We start from the raw sequence: 23,212 nt of genomic DNA, 5'->3' as shown, positions 1-23,212 counted from the left end.
CCGCTTAGTATTCCATACGCATGACGGCCGACACCGATCCGCTGGCAGGCAAAGGCCAACGTAGTTGGATAGTGTCTTGATTTGCGCCCTGCTCTAGCTCGACATAGGGCGTGGCGTGAACGATCTGCCCACCCGCATTTCTGAGCGGCCCCAACACCGTAACCGCATCGCACCCGCGGGCCTTGCCGCCAAAGGGCAACCGGCCGTCAGAAGGAATGGTCCAAACCGAGGATGCCGATTGTTGCGAGCGTCGGATCCGCAACGGGTTTTCCACCTTTGCGTTGATGCCATTGAACGTGTTGTCTTCGAAAATCACGTTCAGATGCGCCGAATGGTTCAGATCGGCAAAACTAGTATCTACCCGGTCGGCCCGGTCGATGCGACCACTGCTTGAACGGAATTTGTTCCCGGTCACGACGACTCCGTTCAAATAGTGCCCGGCTCCATGAGGGCGAATGACAATCTGACTGAACCACGGTGCGACTTCGCTGGCATAAAAGATGTTGTCCGAAATGGTCATCGAACTGAAGGAATACCCACTCGTGTAGACCGGGTTTGCATCCCGTTCATTGGTCCATTCGACAAAGCAGTTATCGACATAATTCTCGGAAATGGTCGAGCTGTTATAGGTCCCGGTCATGATCAACCCGGCGCTGCGGATACCCTGCGGGATGCTGTCACCCTGGAAAAAGTGGTTGCCTAAGATCAGGTTGTTGGATCCGGCCAACACAGCAAAATGCAGGAACCGCACGGCGCGATTGTGTCGCAGTTTGATATCGTTTGCATTGGCATTCAACGCGATGGATTTGCGGTCAGACACGTTGAAGGATTCTTCGGTCGACAGGAACTGGCAATTGTCGATCAACATCCCCTGACATCCGGTTCCGTGCGAGCTGATGCCGCGATCTTTGGGCCGGCTGATAAAGCAATTCGTCACCGCAAAAGTACTGCCGGACGGCGCAAGCCGGATTGCGCTGCTGCGACCGTTGCACTGAAATTCGATCTCTTCCATGCCAAATTTGCGCAACGTACTGAAACCGCTGAAATCCAACAGGTATTTGAACGACTGAAACGTGAAGGTTTGCGTCCCCGCCGCATCATAGAGCGGGTCATTCAGCCTGATCTCTCCGGCACCGACATCCTTGGAGCGCACATAGATTTCGCGCCCAACACCATTGCCCTGCACCAGCGCGCCAACCGGAATGTTGGCGACGTTCTCCACATTAGTCAGCTTGGTCGAATCCGCCGGGTTGTAGGTTGCGACCGAGGTGAAGGTTTCGGTATCCCAGGCCGAGCTGCTTTTGACATCGAACTGCCCGTTACGGATGATGCGCCGGGTCGAAAAACCGCCCTGCCGGTTCGGAACGGCAGCGGCCATGTCAATTGGCGCTGTGACCGAGATTTTGCGCCCGCCCATGTCGAGCGATTCATGATCCGAATTGTTCAACAACGCCTGAAACGCTTTTTTGAACGCCAGCTCCTCGACCCCGAATGCTGCGATGTAAGCCGGAAGGTCGAAATTCTTTGTCAGCAACAACATCTTGTCGTCGGGCATGATGATTGTGCCCTCGAAATCCATCTCGGACGACATCGACGTGTTCTGCGCCAGCAAATAAGTGCCTTTCGGGACATAAATCCTGCGACCGCCAGCGGCCTGGTCCGCTGCTTCGAACGCTACGGAATCGTCGACGACGCCATCGCCGATTGCACCATAGTCACGCACGTCGACAGTGCTGATCATCTCGCGCAGAAAAATGCTGGTGACATCGGTGATCTCGATATCATCAACCCGAATGACCGAACCGTTTGCTCCGTCAATGTTCAAACCAAAATGCCCATAAAGTGCCGCGACGCCCCAAGGCATATCAACACCGGAGCGTTTGCCATTGCCAACGATGGCCGTGATTTCATGCACGGTGCCGTAACCCGAAAGCTGCGCGACCGGCCCCTGATCGACCACACCGGTTACATGCTGGTCCCCGGCCCCGCCCGCCCAAGCCGCAATACGAACCTGCGGCAAGGGACCGCTGATAGCTTTGACCCGCGCCTTGATTTGCAAATAGCATCCCGGGATCAGGGGCGTCTGTCCCATATAGCGAAGCTGTTGCGTGGCCTGCACCTTCAGGATTTCCAGACAACCGCCAAAATCCGGATCCGCCGGAACAAATGCCCCGTTCGGTGCGCCGTCATAGGTTGGCGAACCTGGTGTCCCGTCGCCTCTGGACCAGACGCTCAGACCATTCGCGAAAGCAGGCGGCATGAAGACGATGCCGTCGGTGATTGCCTTGTTCATAGAGATCCCTTTCCCAATCGCGCGCAGTAGGTCACCACGCGCACAAACCCAGTGTCCGGGGCTGCCCGAACGCAAAAGCCTGAGTACCGAATAGGGATTAACCGCCGCTCATGTCACCGTAACGGTGGTGTTGCGTCATGCAGCCGGATCTGAATTTCCCAGAAGCTGCACACCATTGATCTTCCAGCCGTTTTCTTGCTGGACCATCTGATAGTCCAAAACGTGCACTTGCCCGTTGCTATCCGTGATCATGACCTTCTGCCACAATGCACCAGCAACCTCTCGCAGCTCCAGAAAGCGAACATCAGCAGGTCTCCAAACCATGGGATAGCCATTGCGGACCATGGCTCCGAAGTTCTCGGGCGTCCCAAAAAAGTTCTGGATGTTGGGACTTGCAAAGGTAAAGGCCCTGACAAAGTCATCTGCCTTAAACGCCTGTATTTGCGCCGCAATATTTGCCTCAATCTCGGCATTTTGGGCAAACGCGCCCGAGGCCAGTCCGGCACTGAGTGATACAGCAAGTAGTAAACGACGCATGGGGCCACCTCCTGTTGAAAGAGTAGCCCCATGCGGTTTCAGGTCAAATCAGGCCAGATCCCCGACCAAAGCCTTGTCGATCAGTGCGATGGTTTCGGGCACGCCGTAAAGGGCGATAAACCCGCCAAAGCGTGGACCCTGCGAGGCACCCAGCAGCACCTCATAAAGCGCAGTGAACCAACCGCGCATCGGGTCGAACCGTTCCCGCCCGACGGAATAAACCACCGACTGCAGCGCCTCGTCCTCGACCGGGCCATCATAGGCCTCAAGCGCGGCTTTCAAAGCCTCCAGCGCTTCGCGTTCCTGATCGTTCGGCGCGCGGTGCTGGCGGGTGGGTTTGACAAAATCGTTGAAGTAACGCACGGCAAAGCCCGCAGCCTGATCCAGGTCAGGATGGGTGTCGGGCGTGGCTTCGGGCGCATAGCGACGGATAAAGCCCCACAGCGCCTCTTTGTCCTCGGCCCCGGACACAGACGCAAGGTTCAGCAGCATCGCGAATGGCACGATCAGGGTGGATTCCGGAACGTTCCCGCCGTGAATGTGCCAGACGGGATTGTTCAGCTGTGCCTTCAGATCCTGCCCAGGATACGCTCGCAATTGCTGATGATATTCATCATATGCCTTCGGGATCACATCAAAATGCATACGCTTGGCCGTCTTGGGCTTTTGATACATGAAGTAAGTCAGGCTTTCGGTCGGCGCATAGGTCAGCCATTCGTCGATCGACACACCATTGCCCGAAGATTTGGAAATCTTCTGACCGTTTTCGTCCAGGAACAGCTCATATGAGAAATGCTCGGGCGCGCGGCCACCCAGCGCACGACAGATCGCGTCGTATATCTTTTCGTTCGTGGCGTGTTCCTTGCCGTACATCTCAAAATCGACACCCAAAGCAGCCCAGCGCGCGCCGAAATCCGGTTTCCACTGCAGCTTGACGTGGCCGCCTGTGACCGGAACGGTCCATTCCTTGCCCGTTTCATCGTCAAAGGTCACGGTGTAGGTCTCTGCACAGACCTTTTTCATCGGCACATACATGACCCGCCCGCTTTCGGGGTGCAGTGGCAGGAAGATCGAATAGGTCTGCTTACGTTCGTCACGCAGGCTTTTGAGCATGATCGCCATGATCTCGTCATAACGCTCAACCGCACGCTTCAGGATCTCGTCAAACCGTCCGGATTCGTAGAATTCCTTGGCCGAGTAGAACTCATACTCGAACCCAAAGGTATCAAGGAACCTTCGCAGCATCGCGTTGTTATGTTCGCCAAAGCTGTCATGCGTGCCAAACGGATCCGGCACCGAGGTCAATGGACGCTGCAAGTGCTGTTCTAGAATCTCTGGGTTTGGCACATTGGTTGGCACCTTGCGCATGCCGTCCAAATCATCCGAGAAACAGATCAGTTTGGTCGGGATGTCCGACAGCGCCTCGAATGCACGTTTGACCATCGTGGTCCGCGCAACTTCGCCAAACGTGCCGATATGCGGCAGACCCGAAGGGCCATAACCTGTTTCAAACAGAACGTATCCCTTTTCCGGAGCCCCTTTCTGATAGCGTTTGAGCAACCGGCGCGCCTCTTCGAAAGGCCAGGCCTTGGACGACATTGCGGTTTCACGCAGTTCAGACATCAGATTTGCTCCATCGGGAAAAACAGTGCCAGTCGCCCCATGCAACCGACCGACCCCTCCTATTGTGCCGGTGCAGCATGAGTCAATAAAGCGCGCTGTTATTCCTGATGGAAAGGCCGATTTAAGCGGTCAACTGATCCAGTTTCGCAGCCCAGATAAAGTCGTTCTCACTCAGTCCACCGATTTCATGGGTCGTCAGTTTGACGTCCACATATCCCCAACCGAAGCTGACATCAGGATGATGCCCTTGCTGATCAGCCAACCACGCACAAAGATTTGCTAGATACGTTGCTTTGGCAAAACCCTTGAACTTGAAATGCCTGCTCAGCATCTTTGCACCTGCATCCAAATGCCAATCATCGGAAAGCTCGACCATGTGGTTGTCAGCCTCATCGCGCGTTAAAGCCGGGACGCCGCCGGAACAAGGAACGCAGGTACGGTCCGATAGGCTGCAGGTTTCTCCTGTTGAAGACATGATCCGTTCACTCCGCTGCGGTTACTTTTTCCGGAAACTTGTTCGGCAGCAACCCAAGGGTTTGTGCCCTGCGCACATCCGCCAACAGGTCACGATCGGCGGCTGCGAACAACTCCTCGGGCGAGTCTAGCACGAAATAGCCCATCTGGTGCATGTCGATCCGATAGGGGGTACGCAGAATCGTCATGACATCGAACCGGTCCCGGTCGGGGATGTCACTCTCGACAGCATAGACAAGCTCGGTCGGCGAAGACGCAAGTCCGGATCCAAGCGCCTTGATGTTACCATCCTGAAGGCGCAACCCGAACTCGATCGAGAACCAATATAGTCGGATGAGCCATGAGTAGTCTTTCTCACCGGCCTGAACCCCGGCTTTTCCGATCGCGTGGCTAAAGGCTGCAAAGCGGGGATCGCTCAGCAGAGGTGTATGGCCGAAAATCTCATGAAAAATGTCCGGTTCTTCGATATAGTCGAAATCCTCACGCGACCGGATAAAGGATGCCGCGGGAAACACCCGGTCCGCCAACATGCCAAAAAAAGTCTTAAACCCGATCAGCGCAGGCACCGGTTGCACCCGCCAGCCGGTCATATCCAGAAGCCGTTCAGAGATATCGGCACAGGACGGCACGGTGGTTTTTGGCAGGTCCAGCCGCTGCAGCCCGTCCAGGTAGTCCCGCGCCATATAGCGCTGAACGTTTTCCTCTTGGGCCGCGTAGAGGTCGGCCCAAACAGCATCCTCTTCCGGCGTATACGCGATATGGCCACGCGCATCGGCAACCTTTGCGGCGTATTTGGTCGACTTGGGCATCACATCTCCTCCTTGTGAAAAGAATACGCCCTCTGATTGAAAAATTTGGTTTGGTTTTACGGTGAAACTCCAGTAATTTGGCAAATACATATCATTGAGTCACGATTTATGAGACAAACGCTTCAATCCGCCGATATCGCCATATTGCAAGAGCTTCAGAAGGATGGCCGCCAATCCATGCAGGACCTTGCGGATCGCACGGGGTTATCCGCTTCGCAGTGCTGGCGGCGTGTGCGTGACCTTGAGGCCGCTGGTATCATTTCCGGCTATACCGCGCAGGTACGCGCCAAGTCTGTTGGGTTGAACGCCATAGCCTACGTTCACGTAGCTTTGCGCGAGCATCAGGAGGACAGCATCAACGCGTTCCTGCGCCTGATTGAAACCGAACCTCAGATCGTCGAGTGCGCCTCAATCACCGGGGATCACGATTTCATACTGAAAGTCTATGCCAAGTCCCCAGAAAAGCTTGAGCACTTCATTATGCAGCGGCTTTTGAAATCCGGCCTTGTGCGCGACACACGCAGCAATTTTGTACTGCGGCAAACCAAAACGCGCGGTCCTTTGCCCATTCTCTAGCCTCGCCGAAGCGAAACCCGTTGAACCTGCCCGCTTGCCCACCTATCGTGCTGACGCAGAAAGCCTAATCAGGACGACACCATGACCGAACAAGTACCCCATCCAATGTCCCCACAGGATTGCCTTGTTGCGATCATGGTTGCGATCTCTGCGTCTGATGAGACCATCCGCACCGCTGAGCTGGTCAAGATCGAAGGCGCGGTCAATATGCTGCCGGTTTTTGCCGAGTATGACATCGACCGAACCCGCCGCGTTTCGCAAACTGTGTTTGACCTGTTTGAACAAGAAGACGGGCTGGATGCGCTGTTCGGCCTGATCCGCGACAATCTGCCCGAACGGCTGAACGAAACCGCCTATGCACTGGCCTGTGATGTGGCCGCCGCCGACGGATCGCTGGCGGAATCCGAGCTGCGCCTGCTTGAAGAAATTCGTTACGAGCTAAGCATTGATCGCCTGCATGCCGCCGCGATCGAACGCGGCGCGCGGGCACGTCACACCACCTGATCTTAGCTTCCGGCCATAGACCCCCAGCGCTCGATCAGAGCGCGTTGGAGTTTGCGCGAGCGATTGTTCCAGCTTCGCGCGCCTTGCGGTCGTTCGCGCTGCGCGCGCGGGATCGTGGCCCGATGGTCGACATCGGCGGTGAAAATGGCAAAAGCCAATTCGGAGCCGTCCGGCGTTGTGATGAAGCCGCCAAGACCAGAAACAAAATTCAGCGTACCGGTCTTGGCATCGACCTTGATCGGGTGATCTTTGACCGGCCGCCCCTGACTGTCCGCAAGGGTGAATTTTTTCAGCAATGGTTTCAATGCGTCCGCTTGTTTCGCCGCGACCAGTGCTGTCACCAAAGCGCCCGGTGCCATTCGGGACGCATCGCTTAGACCCGAGTGGTCCACCATCGCGATCCCCGTTACGCCATATGTCTCGGTCGCCCAACGGTTCATTTCGGCCGCAGAATCCGCCAAGGTTTGCAGATTTGCACCGCGCGCTTGCGAGGCCGCCATACCAACCATCTCAGCCGTCAGGTTGGTCGAGTACTTCAACATGCCGCGCAAGATACTGTCCAGCGGATCACTGTGATGCACCACAAGCAAGGTTCCCTTCGGCGCTTCGCGCATGACCTGTACGCGACCCAACTGGATCCCATTCGCGCGCGCCAGCGTCCTGAACACATCCCCCGCATAAAGCGCAGGCTTGCGCACCGGCAACCACCGCGCCCCACCAGTCCCAAGCGCCCCTTGCGCCACGGTCCAGCGGTCCTGCCGCGCGCTGGATTCATAGGTGTAGATAGGCGCTTTTCGTTTCTCAATCTGCATAGAGGCCACATCGACCGACGGTTTGTACCGCGCGCTGCGCGCATCCATGGACACGTCATAACGGGTACCATCACGTTTCCACTCAAAGTGCACCCGGTTGAAATTCAACGATATGCCGCTGATGGAAGGGCTATAGCCCAAATGATCCGGCTGCCCCGGATCGATACTGAACACATATGGTAGCGCCCCCTCATAAACCTTGAACGCACCCTGAACCTCGGAAATCCCAGCCTCACGCAAATTCGCCGCCATATTGGCCAACGCATCGGTGTCCAGCAGCGGGTCGCCACCTCCCATAAGGATCAAGTCACCTTTCAGGATACCATTTTCGATCGGTCCATCCGCCATCAGGGCGGTCTCGAACCGGTAGTCTGATCCTAAGACATCCAGCGCATAAAGAGCTGTCAACGCCTTGGCAACGCTTGCCGGCGGCAGCCCCTGATTGCCACTGTACTCTTCCAGCTGCGTTCCCGTTGTTGCATCCGCCACCGCGAACACCACCTCACCACGCAACCCGGCCGCTTGGACAAGCCGCTCGACCCCGGTCGGTACGTCGCCGCGCAATTGAGGGCGCAACGAGACCAAAGGCGCCTCGGCCAGCACAGCAGAGGGGATCAAAGTCGCCCCCAGCCCTGCTAAAAATCCACGTCGAGAAAATCGATCAGTCATAAGTCGAATAAAATCTCACAGATTAAATACGCACAACCACAGATATGGATTATGCGCGCATGGGGCTATTCCGGCAACACCTCAGCGCCCCAACCACCGCGCTCCCGGATTTGGCTGGAACTTACATCGACCATCGGTACGTTCACGAAACACCAAGCGGGCGCATCGGCGCGCCCCAACAGACGCCGCGCCTGCCCATCTATGCGGTACTTGGCATAAAGCCGCGCAGCCGGGGACATCCGCGCAGAAATCCGGTCGCCGGGGCGCGCAATCACACCCACAGGCACGCTGTCCATGATCAACCGCCAATCTTTCCACTTATGGAACTGCGCCAGATTATCCGCACCCATGATCCAGACAAACCGCACTTTGGGATAAAGACGACGCAGTTCGGCCAACGTATCCGCCGTTGCCCTTGTCCCCGTTAACGCCTCAATGTCCGTCACTTCGACCCCGGGGTGCTGCATCAGAGTCCGCGCCGCCGCCATTCGCTGCTCAAGAGGCGCAGGACCTCGTTCCTTCAATGGGTTGCCCGGAGACACCAGCCACCACACCCGATCCAGCCCAAACGCCTTCATCGCCTCGAGCGTGACATGCACATGCCCCTGGTGCGGCGGGTCAAACGACCCACCGAACAGCCCGATGACCTGCCCGGGCCGCGCGTATGGAATGCTAAAACGATCCATGCCTTGCTGATGTTCAGAACTGGACAACGTTGTCAATCAACCGGTTGAACCTCATCGCCCAACGTGACTCGCCCCGGCCGCACCACCTCGGCGCACCACCCACCATGCCCCCGCACGGCGGAATAGCCGCCTTTGCCCAGCGCCTCCTCCATCCGGCTGCACGGCGCGCAGATAACGGTAAAACGCAGAACGGCCTCGCCTACCTGCACCTCACGCCCCTTGAGCGCCGCCAGATTGATCCCTGACACCACCAGATTGCGACGCAGGATGTCCGGAGTAACCGGCCCCTGCCCAAGATATGACCCAATCGCCGCCAGATGCTCCTGCTGGATCAGCGTCACCGCCCGCTTGCCTGCGCGGCCCCGGTCGCCTTCAAGCCCATTGGTGGAGATCATGCCTTCCTTAACCGCGACCATCTCCGCACGACGCTCAGGTCGCAGACCGAACCAGTCAATACGGCCAGGTTTGCACCAGTTGGATATCAATACACTCAGGGACAAATAACCTCCGGTTTATCCGTTCATACATGTTTTGAATTCGGCGGATTCAGCAATCTCTTTCAGCGGCAAAAAATGGAACATCGCTTTCGACAATACACTTAATATGAAGCTTGGAATCCGCTGACTGCTGCTTCCATTCAATCTGAGGATAATTAGCGCTCTTTGGCAATTCCAACTTCGGTTCGATGAAAAATTCCAAGTATGCCAAATAGACTTGAGCTCTGATCTCATCACCAGTCAAGGCTACATATTTAAGCATCTGGTGCAAAAGTGACTTTTTGAGCTGTCGGTAGTCTTCGGTCAGTGCGAACTTTTCCTCGATATTTGCAAGTGATTGAATGAAATTAAAGGTAACATAGTACCTGATATCGTGATCTGACGCATTCGAAACACTAAGCATAGTCAAAATACCTGCAGAAGCAAAATCACCCCCTTCGATTTGAGACGTCGACATCTGCGCCACATTGTATGTTGAGCAATAAGTTGCGTCTTTGTACGCCTTACAGTCCGGCAAATTTTCAGCACGAGCCGCCATTGAACTGATCGCGCCGAAAGCAAAAAAAGCCATCGAAATTATCACATAACTGCTCATCTTCTTTTACCAATCTCCCGTTTGGGTTGTGTGTATACAGCAATCCTTACAGAGGAAATCCCCAGCACCCGGAACCCGCTGGTTTTAACCACTGGGCACTACGTCCCTGCAAACTGTGCAGACGGCTTCATCCGGCCTGATTGTTCATGATTGCCCCCATCCCAACCATCCGCTATCACACCGCCCAACTTGATTTCCCCGACCCAGAGGACGCGACATGGCCGCCTATCAATATGTCTACCACATGCAGGGTGTCTCCAAGACCTATCCCGGTGGCAAAAAGTGCTTTGAAAACATCCACCTGAGCTTTCTGCCCGGTGTGAAAATCGGTGTTGTCGGCGTCAACGGCGCCGGTAAATCGACGCTGATGAAGATCATGGCGGGCCTCGACAAGGACTTCACCGGCGAGGCCTGGGCCGCAGAGGGTGCCAAGGTCGGCTATCTGCCGCAGGAACCGAAACTGGATGAAACCCTCAGCGTTCGTGAAAACGTCATGCTGGGCGTGGCCAAAAAGAAGGCGATCCTTGATCGCTATAACGAACTGGCGATGAACTACAGCGACGAAACCGCTGATGAGATGGCCAAACTGCAGGACGAGATCGACAGCCGGAACCTGTGGGACCTCGACAGCCAGATCGACGTCTCGATGGAGGCGCTGCGCTGCCCGGCCGACGACGCCAACATCGCCAACCTTTCGGGCGGTGAGAAACGCCGCGTCGCGCTCTGCAAACTGCTGCTGCAGGCCCCCGACATGCTGCTGCTCGATGAACCGACCAACCACCTGGACGCCGAAACCATCGCCTGGCTGCAACAACACCTGATCGACTACAAGGGCACCATCCTAATCGTCACCCACGACCGCTATTTCCTGGACAGCATCACCGGCTGGATCCTTGAACTCGACCGTGGTCGGGGTCTGCCTTACGAGGGCAACTATTCCGCATGGCTGGAACAAAAGGCCAAACGGCTGGAGCAGGAAGCCCGCGAGGACAAGTCCAAGCAGAAAACCCTGCAGCGTGAACTGGACTGGATGCGTCAGGGCCAGAAGGCCCGTCAGGCCAAATCCAAGGCCCGGATCAACGCCTATAACGAGCTGGCAGACCAGTCCGAGCGCGAAAAGCTGACCCGCGCCCAGATCGTTATCCCCAACGGCCAGCGCCTTGGCGGCAAAGTGATCGAGGTCGAAGGCCTGTCGAAACATATGGGCGACAAGCAACTGATCGAAGGGCTGGACTTCGCCCTGCCCCCCGGCGGTATCGTCGGCGTCATCGGCCCCAACGGCGCCGGTAAATCAACGCTCTTCAAGATGCTCACCGGTCAGGAACAGCCCGACAGCGGCACCATCTCGCTGGGCGACACGGTCGAACTGTCCTATGTCGACCAGTCCCGCGACGACTTGAAAGACAACGACACTGTGTGGGAGGCGATCACCGGCGGTGCCGAGATCATCCAATTGGGCGATGCGCAGGTCAATTCCCGCGCCTATTGCTCGTCCTTCAACTTCAAGGGCGGCGACCAGCAGAAAAAGGTCTCGCTTCTGTCAGGTGGTGAGCGCAACCGCGTCCACATGGCCCGTCTTCTGAAAGAGGGCGGCAACGTCCTGCTGCTCGACGAACCGACCAACGATCTGGACGTCGAAACCCTGCGCGCGCTGGAAGACGCTCTGGTCGATTTCGCCGGCTGCGCCGTGGTCATCTCGCACGACCGCTTTTTCCTCGACCGCATCTGCACGCATATTCTGGCCTTCGAGGGCGATGCGCATGTGGAATGGTTCGAGGGCAACTTCGAAGACTACGAAGAGGACAAAAAGCGCCGCCTGGGACCGGACGCGCTGGAGCCCAAGCGGTTGAAGCATAAGAAGTTTGCGCGGTAAAAACTTTGTTTGAAGCCCGGAACCAACGGATGTGATTCCGGGCCTCAAATAGCCTGTTTGGAGTGAGTAGCAGCGTAGATATCGGTAATACGGTTTGACCGGTGCGTGCTGCTATCTTTCTCAGCTTCTCCAGACCACTTGTGAGCCTCAAGCGGCCGGTCAGAGTTCAGCCTCTCACAACATAAGTCAGGTTGTCCGCGCATTCTTGATCTGTGCCTTACAACAGCCGGCGGAAATCAGTTACTTTCGCGACTGGCCGACTGGCTGTTGGTTTTCACCAATCCCAACCTGTTTCTCGTTCAGAACATCTCCAAAAAGCACAGTCAGTTCTTTTTTGTTAACCGCTCCAGAATTTGCAATTTGGGTTTTTCCGGCAAGCTCTTTGGGCATCGAATTTGCCTGCTCCGCTGACTTGAAAATATGGTCTAGGATCGACTTGAAAAACATATCTTTCCCCGTGCGTGTTGGGTTTCTCGAAATTGTTTGAAACTGAATATTCGTTGCAATGTTCCGCTGCGGGCCGATCCGAGCGTGCGGTGGACGTCGGCTCAAGGACCGTGTTTCCGTGAGTGGCCACCCGCAGCGGTGCAGCGTACATATGAAAGAAAGATCAAGCGCCAACGGGGAAGAAAACCGCGCTCCGCGTCATTTTTGAATAGCCCGTCAAAAAGTCATTTTGTGATGCGACTTTGCGAGCTAAAGCTCATGCCACTGCCCCAATTGTGACGTTACGACACTATTTATTGCTGATAGTTTTGGGTGCTTCTTTTGCGGATTGTCTGGATTCTAAACTGAGGTTTTTCGGCAGCGCAGGATGGGTGCTCGCAACCTTCATTCCTCAGTTTTAAGGAATCCAACTATAAAAAGGATGGGTGAATTCACCGACCCTACGGTCCCCCAAGCTTCCTTTTGGTGACGCAGCCTCTTCATTCCAGATCAACCCGACCCGCACGAACATCGCGGTACATCGACGAACATGGCCAATGGGTTCGATGGTTTACGAGTCCGTGTTTGACTGGATCAACCCGGCGATATGCCATGTGATTGCGATAATCTCGTTCATCACGGATCCGGTGCTCCCAAAACCTGCGTTGCCAATACCCACGTTCCTGTTTGACAACTTTCGACCCACTCCGCGGGCCAAACGCGCCGACGCCCCACACAAAGCGACTTTTTATTAACCACCACCGTGTGGAATTATCCGCGTCCCCGTTGGCAAGGTCCAAACCGCGTGCAGATGATCGGGCAACACAATAAACGCATCACACCAGAATGGCCGCTCTCTCTGCGTCATCACAAAGGCCGCCCGCAAATGTGCCACCTCGTGCACTAACTGCTCCGATGATCGATCGGCCAGAGACACGGTGGGAATGTACCTGACTCCGGGCATTCGGATGCGGCAGTAACTCGTCATGCCGCAACCTGATCACAAGCTTGGTCAAAGGTTTCTAAATGCCCATCTAGCGCCCCGATCGCATAGCTTTACCTTATCAATGGCCGCTGAGCCAATAACCAAACCCGTCGGCGGATTCTTGTGCAAATCGGGAAACTGGCCCTCAAACCCTTGTACGAAACGCACAAAATCCCTTGTCACACGCCCACCCCGATGCCATATCAATGGGGCTTACGTTTTTCTATTTCGACCCACTGTCACCGTTTCCGGCGCTCAGTCTATCGATACAGACAACGACGCCGGGCTGCCGCAACTCCGTGGGCAGCACTAAACAGGAGACAACGGATATGCCCACAGGCACCGTAAAATGGTTCAACACCACCAAAGGTTTTGGCTTTATCGCACCTGAGGATGGCGGCAAAGACATCTTCGTTCACATTTCGGCTGTCGAGCGTTCGGGCCTGACCGGTCTGGCCGACAACCAGAAAGTCACGTACGAGCTGCGCGCTGGTCGTGACGGCCGCGAAAGCGCCGACGATATCGCACTGGCCTAAGGCCATGAAAGGGCAGAGGTCACCTCTGCCCTTTTCACATCACGCGGGACAAAACTGCAACACAAGTGTGTCCCTGCGATTACATCACAATACGGTTACTCTTGGCAGATGATTGACCAGATCGGTTATCATTCCGACACTGGTTTACGATTTTCCTGTTGTCCTTAAGAGAACCGATATGTTCACACGTCGCACTTTCCTTGCAGCATCTGCTGCCGCTGGCCTGACACCCGGTATTGCTTCGGCCAAGAAGACAGCCGTTGAATACGACCCCACGCCCCAGTTCGTTCGGGTCAAGAAACAATTTCTGCCGGGGCAGCTTCTGGTCGCGCCACGGTCCTTCTACCTGTATCTCATCACAGAACCGCGCAAGGCGATCCGCTATGGGTGCGGCGTTGGCAAGGCAGGTCTGGAATTCACCGGCACAGCCACGATCGACGTCAAGAAAGAGTGGCCGACTTGGCGCCCCACGAACGAGATGATCGAACGTGAACCGCTGACTTACGCTAAATTCAAGGACAATGATTATGTTCAACCGGGCGGTGATGGTAACCCTCTGGGGGCACGCGCGCTCTACCTGTTTCAGAATGGGGTCGACACCTATTTCCGTATCCACGGCACGACTCAGCCGCAAACCATCGGGCGCGCGGCCTCAAACGGATGCATTCGGATGCTGAACGCTCATGTCATCGACTTGTATGAGCGTGTACCGGTCGGAACTGTGGTCACGGTGGTCTGAGGCGGTCACGGCTCTGACCAGTCGACGTCCGTCGCCTCCTCGATCTGCAATAACCCGTCAGGCCAAGGCTGCGCCAGCGCCTTGGCGTCGTCCTCGGTTCCTGTAACCCATGTCTGAATGTCGGCAGGGTCCAGCAGGACGCCCATTCGATGGTGTATCGGCTCCAGATCAGCATTAGGTGGGCAGGTCACAGCTGCAAACTGGTCAACCCGCAGACCGCCCGGAGCCTGCCAACTGTCCGTGATCGCAGCGAAGAACAGAGGTGAACCATTCGCTGAGGTGATGCGCCATGCGGTTTTTCGACGTTTTTCACCCGTCCACTCGTACCACCCGTCGACCGGAACAACGGCTCGGCCAACGCCGTCGAAGGCGGTTTTGTCAAAGACGGTTTCGGACCGGGCGTTGATAATAGTTTCCATCACAGGCCGGCCGCGCGCATTTACGCGCCCAACCGGGATCATGCCCCATCGCATGGGTGTCAGGCCGTGGGCAGTCAGGACGATCAATTCCTGACCCGGTTGAATGTTTTTTCGCGGCGGCTGCAAGTCCACATCACATCGGACGTTCAGTGCCTGCGCGACCTCAGACATTGGCCGTGTCAGAAAATATCGCCCGGGCATCTTCTCAATCCTGCTTGGCCGAGGTTTCGACCAACTCCAGCACGTAAGGCCCAAGCGCTGCTACGATCCGCGCCACGCCTTCTTTGTTGGGGTGAATTCCATCCGGTTGCATGAACTGCCGGACTGCGCTCGGGTCGCCGTTTGGCTGCAACCCTTCAAAAAAGCTTTCTGCAAACACAAGCTGATATGCCTTGGCCAGATCCGGGTACATCGCATCAAATGCCTGCTTGTAATCGACCCCGTAATTCCCCGGTGCCTGCATTCCGATCAGCAAAACCTCAACCTCCGCCGCCCGGGCGGAGGTTACGATTGTCTCAAGGTGCGCGCGCGACACAGCCGGGTCGATACCGCGCAGCAGGTCATTGCCGCCCAGCGCCACAATCATCGCGTCCACGTCAGGTGTCAGTGTCCAATCGACACGCGCCGCGCCGCCCGCAGTTGTATCCCCGGATACTCCGGCATTTATCAATTGCACGTCTGCGCCCTGATCCTTCAGCCATTGATCCAACTGTGGTACGAACCCGTCCTGTTCCGGCAGCCCGTATCCTTGTGTCAGCGAGTCCCCGAGGGCCGCGATGACCAACGGTTCCGCTGTGGCGGCAAAGCCGCAACACGCAAACAGTAAAGCCGTCAGAGCCTTGCGCATTTTTTGAACCACTCCATATCCCAAAATGACCGCCTCCTTTTGGAAGTACCTATGACGACACCTGTTCTTTCGCTTCAAAATGCCGCTTTGTCGCTGGATGGCAATGCCGGCCGGGTCAATATCCTGCACGATATTACCCTGACCGTCGCAAAAGGCGAAACGCTCGGGCTTGTCGGGCCGTCCGGGTCCGGTAAATCCTCGCTGCTGATGCTGATGGGCGGGTTGGAACAGGCAAGCGCAGGCAAGATCACAGCCCTTGGCCAGGATCTGACTGGCATGGATGAAGATTCTCTGGCCCGTTTCAGACGCAATGCGATGGGGGTCGTCTTTCAGAACTTCCATCTGATCCCAACCATGACTGCCCTGGAAAACGTGGCCACGCCGCTGGAATTGGCCGGACACAAGGATGCGTTTCAACGCGCCGCGGCAGAACTTGACGCGGTTGGCCTGTCGCATCGCCGCGATCATTATCCGGCGCAATTGTCAGGCGGCGAACAACAACGCGTTGCACTGGCCCGCGCCGCCGCACCGCGTCCGCAGATTTTGCTGGCGGATGAGCCAACAGGAAATCTGGACGAAACGAACGGCGCGGCGATCGTCGATCTATTGTTCGGCCTGCGCGACAAACACGGCGCCACTCTGGTGCTTGTAACCCATAGTCATAGTCTGGCGCGCAGGTGCGATCGGGTTGTGCGCATGCGCGACGGGCGGATTTCGGAAGACAGCCAGCAAAAGGCCGCGGAATGAGCCTTCGGCTGGCCAGGCGGCTGGCACGCCGTGAACTTCGGGGCGGGCTGCGTGGGTTTCGCGTTTTCCTCGCGTGTCTTGCGCTGGGTGTCGCAGCAATCGCAGCAGTTGGGTCGGTGCGCCACGCGATCCAGGCTGGATTGGCCGAAGAAGGCGCGGCCCTGTTGGGCGGGGATGCGCAACTGGAATTCACCTACCGGTTTGCTACAAATGACGAACGCGCCTGGATGGACCAGACCGGAACAGCTGTCTCTGAAGTGGTCGATTTTCGCTCAATGGCCGTTGCCGATCAGGACGCTGAAACGCAACGCGCGCTGACTCAGGTCAAATCGGTCGACGACACGTACCCGTTATTGGGATCTCCGGTTTTGCAGCCTGCACTGCCCCTATCGGCGGCTTTAGGGACGCATCAAGGGCTTCCGGGCGCAGTTATGGACCCGTCGCTTATTGATCGGCTAAGCCTTTCCTTCGGAGATCGCTTTGCACTGGGGACGCAGGAATTCATCCTGACCGCCGCATTGATCCATGAACCGGACGGGGCGGCAGATGGCTTTGGTCTGGGCCCTCGCACGCTGGTGCGGACCGAAGACTTGCAAGCATCCGGCCTGTTGGCCCCGGGAACTCTGTTTTCCACCAAATACCGCCTGGCCCTGCCATCAGGAACCGATCTGCAAGATCTAGCGGTAGAAGCGCGTCAGAATTTTGAGGGCACCGGTATGCGATGGACCGATGCTCGCAACGGAGCGCCGGGGATTGCGGAATTCGTCGGGCGGCTCAGCGCATTTCTGGTTCTGGTCGGGTTATCAGGCCTTGCAGTCGGCGGCATCGGAGTTTCCGCGGCCGTGCGCGCCTATCTGTCCCAAAAGACAGAGACCATCGCGACATTGCGCACACTGGGCGCTGACAAGGCGACAATATTCCAAACTTACATGATCCAGATCGGTGTCCTGTCGGGGATCGGGATCTTGCTGGGCCTTGCCTTGGGCGGGTTGCTGCCGCTGCTGCTGGCCCCCTTGATTGAAGCCCGGCTGCCTGTACCCGCAGTTTTCTCGTTTTATCCGGCGCCGCTTGCCGAAGCAGCGTTGTACGGTTTACTGACGGCCTTTCTGTTCACGCTCTGGCCCCTTGCCCGCACCGAAGACGTCCGCGCAGCGACGCTGTTTCGGGATGCTCTGACCTCGGCGCGTGCGGTTCCGCGAGGGGTATACCTCATCGCAACTGGTTTCGGCCTCGCGCTGCTGATCGCGTCAGCCGCCTGGTTCAGCGGCTCGGCGCGCCTGACGTTCTGGACCGCCGGAGGGTTGGTGGGCGCGTTGCTGCTGCTGTCCGCTGCGGCCTATGCGGTGCGCCGGCTGGCTCGGCTTAGCGCCCCATCAGCGCGCGGGCGTCCGGCCCTTCGGTGGGCCTTGTCGGCCATTTCCGACCCGCGAGAGGGCGCTGCATCCGTTGTACTGTCTCTGGGTCTTGGGCTTTCGGTTCTGGCGGCCGTTGGACAGATCGACGGCACCTTGCGCAATGCAATTTCCGGCAACTTGCCGGACGTTGCCCCGTCTTACTTCTTCGTCGACATCCAGAAGGACCAGATGCCGGGATTTAACGACAGGTTGACCACCGACCCCGGCGTCAGCCGGATCGAAAGCGCACCGATGCTGCGGGGGATCATCACACAGATCAACGGCAAACCCGCCCGCGAAATGGCAGGCGATCATTGGGTTCTGGATGGCGACCGGGGCGTCACCTATTCCGTCCGTCCGCCCGAAAACGCACGCATCACCTCGGGCGAATGGTGGGCCGATGACTATACCGGTACCCCACAGGTGAGTTTCGCAGCCGAGGAAGCGGAAGAAATGGGCCTGAAGCTCGGCGACCAACTGACCGTGAACATTTTGGGCCGGGACATTACCGCAGAACTCACATCAACGCGCGAGGTTGATTTCTCGAACGCCGGTATGGGCTTTATCATGTCGATGAATCCATCGGCCCTTGCAGGTGCCCCGCACAGTTTCATCGCGACGGTCTATGCCGAAGAACAGGCCGAAACTGCAATTCTGCGCGATTTGGCCGGGAAGTTCCCTAACATAACGGCGATCCGGGTGCGCGATGCGATTGACCGCGTCTCGGGCCTGCTGGCGGGCATCGCAGCGGCCACGTCTTATGGCGCGGGTATTTCTCTGCTGACCGGCTTCTTGGTCCTCATCGGCGCTGCCGCGGCCGGGGAACCCGCGCGCCGATATGAGGCCGCGATCCTCAAAACACTGGGCGCGGACCGGCAGCGCATCCTGTTCAGCTTTGCCCTGCGCGCCGCGCTGTTGGGTGCGGCCGCAGGTGGCGTTGCGCTGCTGACCGGCATCCTGGGTGGGTGGGCCGTTGCCACCTATATTTTCGACACGAAATTCTCGGTGATCTGGCCGTCCGCAATCGGAATTGTTCTGGCGGGCATCATCGTGACGCTTGGCGCGGGGCTGATCTTTGCTCTGCGACCCCTGGCCGTCCGCCCAGCCCGCATCCTGCGTGCCAGCGATTAACCGGCGCGCGCGCAGGTAACCGGTTGCAGTATCTGCAGTAAAGGATCGTTGTCGCAGATCAGGGCGTCGAGCGTGATCTCGTCCAGTGAGGCATAGAAGACCTCAGCCGCGTCCTGAAGCGCCATCCGCAATCGACATGCATCCGTCAATGGGCAGGTGTTGTCGGCATCCGCAAAACACTCGGCCAGCGGCAGGTTGCCTTCGACATCACGAAACACCGATCCGATCCGGATCTGTTCGGCCGAACGCGCCAGAACCATACCACCGTTACGACCGCGTTGGGTGCTAAGATAGTCCAACTGGCTAAGCTGATTGATGACCTGCGCCAGATGGTTCTCGGAAATATTGCAGACTTCGGCAATCTCGGACTTGGTAACCAGCCTATCCTGATGAGCTGCACAATACATCAGCAGCCGTACCGCAATGTTCGTCCGTTTGGTTATCCGCATCGTGACCTCCCAAGTTTCAAGATGCAGACTTATTGCATGTCCGGCATAAAAGCGGTTTGACATACATCAATCGTCAGGAAAGGACGCACAGGCCCATGGCAGATCCCTATTTCTTTGGCTACGGCAGCCTTGTGAACCTTTCGACGCACGACTTTCCCGATCCGCATCCTGCCCGGCTAAAAGGCTGGCGGCGCGCGTGGCGACACACTGACCTGCGACCGGTCGCCTTTCTGACGGCAGTTTCGGACCCTGCGTCCGAAATCGAAGGCATGATTGCGCATGTGCCGAAAAATGATTGGATTGCCCTAGACAAACGGGAATGGGCCTATAAACGAATTCCCGCCACACAATCCGTCACGCACCCGGTAAAGCATGAGGTCGAGATTGCCGTCTACGCTGTGCCTCTTGACCGGCACAATGCTCCAAGCAATCACCACCCATTGCTACTGAGTTACATTGATGTGGTCGTGCAGGGATACCTGCGCGCATTTGGTGAAGACGGCGCAGATCGTTTCTTTGCCACCACAGATGGATGGGATGCGCCGATCCTGAACGACCGGGCCGAGCCCCGATACCCGCGCCATCAACAGTTGAAATCGGTTGAGACCGAATTCGTGGATGATCGTCTCAGCCTTCTCTCAACCCAGATTGTGCAGAACGCATAGAAAAAAGGCGGGATCGAATGACCCCGCCCTTCCTCATTCTATTGCCGTACACTCAGGCTTTTGCGCGGATCACCTGCAGCAGTGGCAACAGAATGGCCATCTCAGGCCCCCGCTCCATGCCGGTCAGCGCCTTGCGCAGCGGCATGAATAGCCCTTTGCCCTTGCGGCCGGTCGCTTCTTTAACCGTGCTGGTCCATTTGCCCCAGGTTTCGCCATCGAACGAACCTTCAGGCAGCAGCGCCATAGCCTCGGCGATAAACTCACGGTCCTCATCCGCGATCAGCGGCTCAGCCCCATCGCGACACAGTTCCCACCAGCCCTTGAGATCAGCCAAAGTGGTGATGTTCTCGCGTGCCATCGCCCAGAAGGGTTCGGCCAGATCGGCAGGAACACCAGCATCAGCCACGGCCTCGGCCACGTCGGCCAAAGGCAGGGACTGCAAATGCTTTGCCGTCAGCGGGAACAGGTCCTGCACATCGAACTTGGTCGGCGCGGCCCCAAAACGGTTCACATCGAAGCCTTCAATCAGTTCCGCCATTTCCGAGCGCAGCTCAACCGGGTCGGAGGAGCCCAGACGCGCCATCAGGCTCAACAACGCCATCGGCTGCACGCCCTGTTCACGCAGATCACGCAGAGCCAGCGTGCCAAGTCGCTTCGACAGTGCCTCTCCTTGCGGACCGGTCAACAGCGAATGGTGCGCAAAACGCGGGCAGGTGCCGCCCAGCGCCTCGATGATCTGAATCTGGGTCGCGGTGTTGGTCACATGGTCCGAGCCGCGCACCACATTGGTGACGCCCATTTCGGTGTCATCCACCACCGACGCAATCGTATAGAGAACCTGACCATCGCCCCGGATCAGAACCGGATCGGACACCGATGCCGCATCGATCGAGATGTCGCCTAGAATGCCGTCATTCCACTCAATCCGCTCATGATCCAGCTTGAAGCGCCAGACGCCGCTGCCACGCTCGGCCCGCAGCGCTTCTTTCTCAGCATCGCTGAGGTTCAGCGCCGCGCGGTCATAGACCGGCGGCTTGCCCATGTTCAGTTGTTTCTTACGCTTGAGGTCCAGCTCGGTGGGCGTCTCAAACGCCTCATAGAACCGGCCCATCTCGCGCAGCTTGTCTGCGGCTTCGGCATAACGGTCCAGACGATCCGACTGACGTTCAACCCGGTCCCAGTGCAGGCCCAGCCACTCCATGTCCTGTTTGATGGCGTCGACATATTCTTCTTTCGACCGCTCAGGATCGGTGTCGTCGATCCGCAAGATGAACGTGCCGCCTGCTTTGCGGGCGATCAGATAGTTCATCAAGGCGGTGCGCAGGTTGCCCACGTGGATGTAACCGGTGGGCGACGGGGCAAAACGGGTGGTTGTCATAGGTGTCTCCTGTTGGCGCGGCTCTTGTCACAGGATTGGCCAATTGTCCAGCAAAGGCGTTCAGGTCGGCTGGACCGGCCAGTGCCGATCCAAGTCCTTTAACCCGGCGCAGATCAGTTCAGACAGAACATTCGTGTCAATATCCGCCAGCTTGTTCACATAGAGACAGGACTTGCCCAGCTTGTGTTTACCCAGTCGTGACAGAATATCCCCGAAATCTGCATAGCCGGGCATGATGTAGATCGAAAAAGCCGTTTTGCGCGGGGAAAACCCGGTTGCCAGAAACTCTCCTTCGCGCCCGGACTTGTAGCGATAATGGTATCGACCATAGCCCACAATCGACGCACCCCACATAACAGGTTCAAACCCGGTCGCGTGCCGAAAGAGGGCATCCAACGCCCGCGCATCATCTGCCTTCTTCACCGGTTGAACAGCCGCCAAAAAGCCCTCGACACTTTGCCCTGTGGGAACGGTTTTGTTTTCAGATCGCGCCATAAACAAAAATTAACACGTAATGTTCATCCACGCAGCCCATTTGAAAAGGGTATACACTGGCAAGAGACTCGCGCCGACCTAAACTCACTGAATGCTGTTCTGACAGGGAGAACCAATATGACCATCAAATTGACACGCCGAGCGGCACTGGGTACCGCGGCAGCTTTGCCCTTTGCCGCAGCTGCAGCGCCGGTTCTGGCAGCCGGAGCTGAGACAAGGGCAAATTCAACCGTCGCCAAATCCTTTGCGTTGGGCGATTTTACCGTAACGACATTGTTGGACGGCAGCCTGCCGCGCGATGGCGCCCAAGAAATCTTTGGCGGCGGAGCGTCAGATGAAGACTTCGCGAAAGTCTCAGCAGACAATTTCATCTCACCGGATGTCGCGCAGTTCTTCTTTACCCCGACTCTGGTCAACACCGGGTCTGAGCTGGTCCTGTTCGACACGGGGCTGGGGCAAGGTGGTATTCAGGCGGCCTTGGCCGATGCGGGTGTGACACCGGATCAAATCAATGTCGTCGTCATCACCCATATGCATCCCGACCATATCGGGGGCATGACGATCAATGACGCGCCGACCTTCCCGAACGCGCGCTATGTCACCTCCTCTCCGGAATATGACTTCTGGGCGGCGCAGGACGCGGGCAATCGTGTCGGAGATCTGGTCGCGGCCAAGGTCACACCTTTGGCCGAGAAGATGACCTTTGTTGAAAATGGCGGCGAAGTCTCGTCGGGTATCACCGCTGTTGCAGCTTATGGCCATACACCTGGCCACACGGTGTATCATCTAGAAAGCAACGGGCAGCGTCTGGTTCTGACCGCCGATCTGGCAAACCACTATGTCTGGTCCTTTGCCCATCCGGAATGGGAAGTCCGTTTTGACATGGACAAAGCAGCCGCCACGGCATCGCGCCGCGACGTGCTGGGCATGCTGGCCGCCGACAAGGTTCCGATGATCGGCTATCACATGCCATTCCCGGCAGCTGGCTTCGTTGAACCCCGTGGCGACGGGTTCCGCTTTGTGCCGGTCAGCTACCAGATGATGGGATAGCAC

The 23,212-nt window shown here is 57.2% G+C and carries 24 protein-coding genes; 9 read left to right on the top strand and 15 right to left on the bottom strand.

Annotation, left to right across the window (positions count from 1 at the left end; translation table 11 throughout):
• Window positions 1-4 precede the first annotated feature (4 nt).
• The 5 genes from AC2FJE_RS15025 to AC2FJE_RS15005 form a co-directional block, all read right to left on the bottom strand.
• Window positions 5-2,293 carry a glycosyl hydrolase family 28-related protein gene (locus AC2FJE_RS15025; protein WP_496756312.1) on the bottom strand — a complete coding sequence of 763 codons (2,289 nt, stop codon included), beginning with the start codon at window positions 2,291-2,293 and terminating at the stop codon, window positions 5-7.
• Window positions 2,294-2,428: 135 nt separating this feature from the next.
• Window positions 2,429-2,830 carry a DUF4864 domain-containing protein gene (locus tag AC2FJE_RS15020; protein ID WP_282169750.1) on the bottom strand — a complete coding sequence of 134 codons (402 nt, stop codon included), beginning with the start codon at window positions 2,828-2,830 and terminating at the stop codon, window positions 2,429-2,431.
• A 48-nt stretch (window positions 2,831-2,878) separates the two neighbouring features.
• Window positions 2,879-4,453 (bottom strand): lysine--tRNA ligase, encoded by a 1,575-nt coding sequence (locus AC2FJE_RS15015; RefSeq protein WP_282120177.1) that lies wholly within the window; start codon window positions 4,451-4,453, stop codon window positions 2,879-2,881.
• 121 nt (window positions 4,454-4,574) lie between these two features.
• The gene (locus AC2FJE_RS15010) at window positions 4,575-4,928 is read right to left on the bottom strand and encodes a 4a-hydroxytetrahydrobiopterin dehydratase (RefSeq protein WP_496698874.1); all 354 of its coding nucleotides are present in this window, start codon (window positions 4,926-4,928) and stop codon (window positions 4,575-4,577) included.
• Between the two features lie 7 nt (window positions 4,929-4,935).
• On the bottom strand, window positions 4,936-5,736 hold the full coding sequence (locus AC2FJE_RS15005; protein WP_496756315.1) for a phenylalanine 4-monooxygenase: 801 nt from the start codon (window positions 5,734-5,736) through the stop codon (window positions 4,936-4,938).
• Between the two features lie 108 nt (window positions 5,737-5,844).
• Between AC2FJE_RS15005 and AC2FJE_RS15000 the strand changes: the two genes are divergently transcribed.
• Both AC2FJE_RS15000 and AC2FJE_RS14995 read left to right on the top strand, forming a co-directional pair.
• Window positions 5,845-6,312 carry an Lrp/AsnC family transcriptional regulator gene (locus tag AC2FJE_RS15000; protein ID WP_496756317.1) on the top strand — a complete coding sequence of 156 codons (468 nt, stop codon included), beginning with the start codon at window positions 5,845-5,847 and terminating at the stop codon, window positions 6,310-6,312.
• Window positions 6,313-6,393: 81 nt separating this feature from the next.
• Complete coding sequence (locus AC2FJE_RS14995; protein ID WP_058273455.1) at window positions 6,394-6,816, top strand: tellurite resistance TerB family protein; 423 nt, start codon at window positions 6,394-6,396, stop codon at window positions 6,814-6,816.
• A gap of 2 nt (window positions 6,817-6,818) precedes the next feature.
• Here the strand turns inward: AC2FJE_RS14995 and dacB are convergent, their stop codons facing one another.
• The 4 genes from dacB to AC2FJE_RS14975 all read right to left on the bottom strand — a co-directional run bounded on the left by dacB (window position 6,819) and on the right by AC2FJE_RS14975 (window position 10,075).
• The gene (dacB, locus tag AC2FJE_RS14990) at window positions 6,819-8,297 is read right to left on the bottom strand and encodes a D-alanyl-D-alanine carboxypeptidase/D-alanyl-D-alanine endopeptidase (protein WP_496756319.1); all 1,479 of its coding nucleotides are present in this window, start codon (window positions 8,295-8,297) and stop codon (window positions 6,819-6,821) included.
• A gap of 65 nt (window positions 8,298-8,362) precedes the next feature.
• Window positions 8,363-8,983, bottom strand: a complete 621-nt coding sequence (locus AC2FJE_RS14985) for a nicotinate-nucleotide adenylyltransferase (RefSeq protein ID WP_282120172.1) — start codon at window positions 8,981-8,983, stop codon at window positions 8,363-8,365.
• A 32-nt stretch (window positions 8,984-9,015) separates the two neighbouring features.
• The gene (locus tag AC2FJE_RS14980) at window positions 9,016-9,483 is read right to left on the bottom strand and encodes an MOSC domain-containing protein (protein ID WP_496761101.1); all 468 of its coding nucleotides are present in this window, start codon (window positions 9,481-9,483) and stop codon (window positions 9,016-9,018) included.
• Between the two features lie 46 nt (window positions 9,484-9,529).
• Complete coding sequence (locus AC2FJE_RS14975) at window positions 9,530-10,075, bottom strand: hypothetical protein (protein ID WP_496698862.1); 546 nt, start codon at window positions 10,073-10,075, stop codon at window positions 9,530-9,532.
• 217 nt (window positions 10,076-10,292) lie between these two features.
• Between AC2FJE_RS14975 and ettA the strand changes: the two genes are divergently transcribed.
• Window positions 10,293-11,948: an energy-dependent translational throttle protein EttA gene (ettA, locus tag AC2FJE_RS14970; RefSeq protein ID WP_496761100.1), complete on the top strand. Its 1,656-nt coding sequence runs from the start codon at window positions 10,293-10,295 to the stop codon at window positions 11,946-11,948.
• 240 nt (window positions 11,949-12,188) lie between these two features.
• Here the strand turns inward: ettA and AC2FJE_RS14965 are convergent, their stop codons facing one another.
• On the bottom strand, window positions 12,189-12,395 hold the full coding sequence (locus AC2FJE_RS14965) for a hypothetical protein (RefSeq protein WP_282169756.1): 207 nt from the start codon (window positions 12,393-12,395) through the stop codon (window positions 12,189-12,191).
• 1,293 nt (window positions 12,396-13,688) lie between these two features.
• Between AC2FJE_RS14965 and AC2FJE_RS14960 the strand changes: the two genes are divergently transcribed.
• The gene (locus tag AC2FJE_RS14960; RefSeq protein ID WP_058273677.1) at window positions 13,689-13,895 is read left to right on the top strand and encodes a cold-shock protein; all 207 of its coding nucleotides are present in this window, start codon (window positions 13,689-13,691) and stop codon (window positions 13,893-13,895) included.
• A 178-nt stretch (window positions 13,896-14,073) separates the two neighbouring features.
• On the top strand, window positions 14,074-14,634 hold the full coding sequence (locus AC2FJE_RS14955) for a L,D-transpeptidase (RefSeq protein WP_496756326.1): 561 nt from the start codon (window positions 14,074-14,076) through the stop codon (window positions 14,632-14,634).
• A gap of 5 nt (window positions 14,635-14,639) precedes the next feature.
• Here the strand turns inward: AC2FJE_RS14955 and AC2FJE_RS14950 are convergent, their stop codons facing one another.
• Both AC2FJE_RS14950 and AC2FJE_RS14945 read right to left on the bottom strand, forming a co-directional pair.
• Window positions 14,640-15,254: an SOS response-associated peptidase gene (locus AC2FJE_RS14950; protein ID WP_496756331.1), complete on the bottom strand. Its 615-nt coding sequence runs from the start codon at window positions 15,252-15,254 to the stop codon at window positions 14,640-14,642.
• A gap of 4 nt (window positions 15,255-15,258) precedes the next feature.
• Window positions 15,259-15,900, bottom strand: coding sequence for an arylesterase (locus AC2FJE_RS14945; protein WP_496756334.1), 642 nt, complete (start codon window positions 15,898-15,900; stop codon window positions 15,259-15,261).
• Window positions 15,901-15,951: 51 nt separating this feature from the next.
• Here AC2FJE_RS14945 and AC2FJE_RS14940 point away from each other — a divergent pair, with 51 nt between their 5' ends.
• Both AC2FJE_RS14940 and AC2FJE_RS14935 read left to right on the top strand, forming a co-directional pair.
• Complete coding sequence (locus tag AC2FJE_RS14940; protein ID WP_496756337.1) at window positions 15,952-16,647, top strand: ABC transporter ATP-binding protein; 696 nt, start codon at window positions 15,952-15,954, stop codon at window positions 16,645-16,647.
• On the top strand, window positions 16,644-19,172 hold the full coding sequence (locus AC2FJE_RS14935; RefSeq protein ID WP_496756341.1) for an ABC transporter permease: 2,529 nt from the start codon (window positions 16,644-16,646) through the stop codon (window positions 19,170-19,172). The genes AC2FJE_RS14940 and AC2FJE_RS14935 overlap by 4 nt, the downstream gene beginning before the upstream one ends.
• Here the strand turns inward: AC2FJE_RS14935 and AC2FJE_RS14930 are convergent.
• Window positions 19,169-19,621: an RrF2 family transcriptional regulator gene (locus AC2FJE_RS14930; protein ID WP_109312998.1), complete on the bottom strand. Its 453-nt coding sequence runs from the start codon at window positions 19,619-19,621 to the stop codon at window positions 19,169-19,171. The genes AC2FJE_RS14935 and AC2FJE_RS14930 overlap by 4 nt on opposite strands.
• Window positions 19,622-19,716: 95 nt before the next feature.
• Here AC2FJE_RS14930 and AC2FJE_RS14925 point away from each other — a divergent pair, with 95 nt between their 5' ends.
• On the top strand, window positions 19,717-20,286 hold the full coding sequence (locus tag AC2FJE_RS14925) for a gamma-glutamylcyclotransferase family protein (RefSeq protein WP_282169763.1): 570 nt from the start codon (window positions 19,717-19,719) through the stop codon (window positions 20,284-20,286).
• A 52-nt stretch (window positions 20,287-20,338) separates the two neighbouring features.
• Here AC2FJE_RS14925 and gltX read toward each other — a convergent pair whose 3' ends face one another.
• Complete coding sequence (gene gltX, locus AC2FJE_RS14920; RefSeq protein WP_282120162.1) at window positions 20,339-21,664, bottom strand: glutamate--tRNA ligase; 1,326 nt, start codon at window positions 21,662-21,664, stop codon at window positions 20,339-20,341.
• A 60-nt stretch (window positions 21,665-21,724) separates the two neighbouring features.
• On the bottom strand, window positions 21,725-22,159 hold the full coding sequence (locus AC2FJE_RS14915) for a DUF1801 domain-containing protein (protein WP_496756345.1): 435 nt from the start codon (window positions 22,157-22,159) through the stop codon (window positions 21,725-21,727).
• A 117-nt stretch (window positions 22,160-22,276) separates the two neighbouring features.
• On the opposite strand from AC2FJE_RS14915, the gene AC2FJE_RS14910 reads away from it, so the two are divergent.
• Entirely contained in the window at window positions 22,277-23,209 is a 933-nt protein-coding gene (locus AC2FJE_RS14910; RefSeq protein ID WP_496756347.1) for an MBL fold metallo-hydrolase, read from the top strand.
• Window positions 23,210-23,212 lie beyond the last annotated feature (3 nt).

The organism is Ruegeria sp. CDSC002 (assembly GCF_059610905.1).
Note: the sequence above shows the minus strand (reverse complement) of the source record. Positions and strands in the feature narration are given on the sequence as shown.

What these genes read in the sequence shown, in the direction of transcription:
- AC2FJE_RS15025 (WP_496756312.1), bottom strand. Translation starts at nt 2,293, where the DNA reads ATGAACAAGGCAATCACCGACGGCATCGTCTTCATGCCGCCTGCTTTC.
- AC2FJE_RS15020 (WP_282169750.1), bottom strand. Translation starts at nt 2,830, where the DNA reads ATGCGTCGTTTACTACTTGCTGTATCACTCAGTGCCGGACTGGCCTCG.
- AC2FJE_RS15015 (WP_282120177.1), bottom strand. Translation starts at nt 4,453, where the DNA reads ATGTCTGAACTGCGTGAAACCGCAATGTCGTCCAAGGCCTGGCCTTTC.
- AC2FJE_RS15010 (WP_496698874.1), bottom strand. Translation starts at nt 4,928, where the DNA reads ATGTCTTCAACAGGAGAAACCTGCAGCCTATCGGACCGTACCTGCGTT.
- AC2FJE_RS15005 (WP_496756315.1), bottom strand. Translation starts at nt 5,736, where the DNA reads ATGCCCAAGTCGACCAAATACGCCGCAAAGGTTGCCGATGCGCGTGGC.
- AC2FJE_RS15000 (WP_496756317.1), top strand. Translation starts at nt 5,845, where the DNA reads ATGAGACAAACGCTTCAATCCGCCGATATCGCCATATTGCAAGAGCTT.
- AC2FJE_RS14995 (WP_058273455.1), top strand. Translation starts at nt 6,394, where the DNA reads ATGACCGAACAAGTACCCCATCCAATGTCCCCACAGGATTGCCTTGTT.
- dacB (WP_496756319.1), bottom strand. Translation starts at nt 8,297, where the DNA reads ATGACTGATCGATTTTCTCGACGTGGATTTTTAGCAGGGCTGGGGGCG.
- AC2FJE_RS14985 (WP_282120172.1), bottom strand. Translation starts at nt 8,983, where the DNA reads ATGGATCGTTTTAGCATTCCATACGCGCGGCCCGGGCAGGTCATCGGG.
- AC2FJE_RS14975 (WP_496698862.1), bottom strand. Translation starts at nt 10,075, where the DNA reads ATGAGCAGTTATGTGATAATTTCGATGGCTTTTTTTGCTTTCGGCGCG.
- ettA (WP_496761100.1), top strand. Translation starts at nt 10,293, where the DNA reads ATGGCCGCCTATCAATATGTCTACCACATGCAGGGTGTCTCCAAGACC.
- AC2FJE_RS14965 (WP_282169756.1), bottom strand. Translation starts at nt 12,395, where the DNA reads ATGTTTTTCAAGTCGATCCTAGACCATATTTTCAAGTCAGCGGAGCAG.
- AC2FJE_RS14960 (WP_058273677.1), top strand. Translation starts at nt 13,689, where the DNA reads ATGCCCACAGGCACCGTAAAATGGTTCAACACCACCAAAGGTTTTGGC.
- AC2FJE_RS14955 (WP_496756326.1), top strand. Translation starts at nt 14,074, where the DNA reads ATGTTCACACGTCGCACTTTCCTTGCAGCATCTGCTGCCGCTGGCCTG.
- AC2FJE_RS14950 (WP_496756331.1), bottom strand. Translation starts at nt 15,254, where the DNA reads ATGCCCGGGCGATATTTTCTGACACGGCCAATGTCTGAGGTCGCGCAG.
- AC2FJE_RS14945 (WP_496756334.1), bottom strand. Translation starts at nt 15,900, where the DNA reads ATGCGCAAGGCTCTGACGGCTTTACTGTTTGCGTGTTGCGGCTTTGCC.
- AC2FJE_RS14940 (WP_496756337.1), top strand. Translation starts at nt 15,952, where the DNA reads ATGACGACACCTGTTCTTTCGCTTCAAAATGCCGCTTTGTCGCTGGAT.
- AC2FJE_RS14935 (WP_496756341.1), top strand. Translation starts at nt 16,644, where the DNA reads ATGAGCCTTCGGCTGGCCAGGCGGCTGGCACGCCGTGAACTTCGGGGC.
- AC2FJE_RS14930 (WP_109312998.1), bottom strand. Translation starts at nt 19,621, where the DNA reads ATGCGGATAACCAAACGGACGAACATTGCGGTACGGCTGCTGATGTAT.
- AC2FJE_RS14925 (WP_282169763.1), top strand. Translation starts at nt 19,717, where the DNA reads ATGGCAGATCCCTATTTCTTTGGCTACGGCAGCCTTGTGAACCTTTCG.
- gltX (WP_282120162.1), bottom strand. Translation starts at nt 21,664, where the DNA reads ATGACAACCACCCGTTTTGCCCCGTCGCCCACCGGTTACATCCACGTG.
- AC2FJE_RS14915 (WP_496756345.1), bottom strand. Translation starts at nt 22,159, where the DNA reads ATGGCGCGATCTGAAAACAAAACCGTTCCCACAGGGCAAAGTGTCGAG.
- AC2FJE_RS14910 (WP_496756347.1), top strand. Translation starts at nt 22,277, where the DNA reads ATGACCATCAAATTGACACGCCGAGCGGCACTGGGTACCGCGGCAGCT.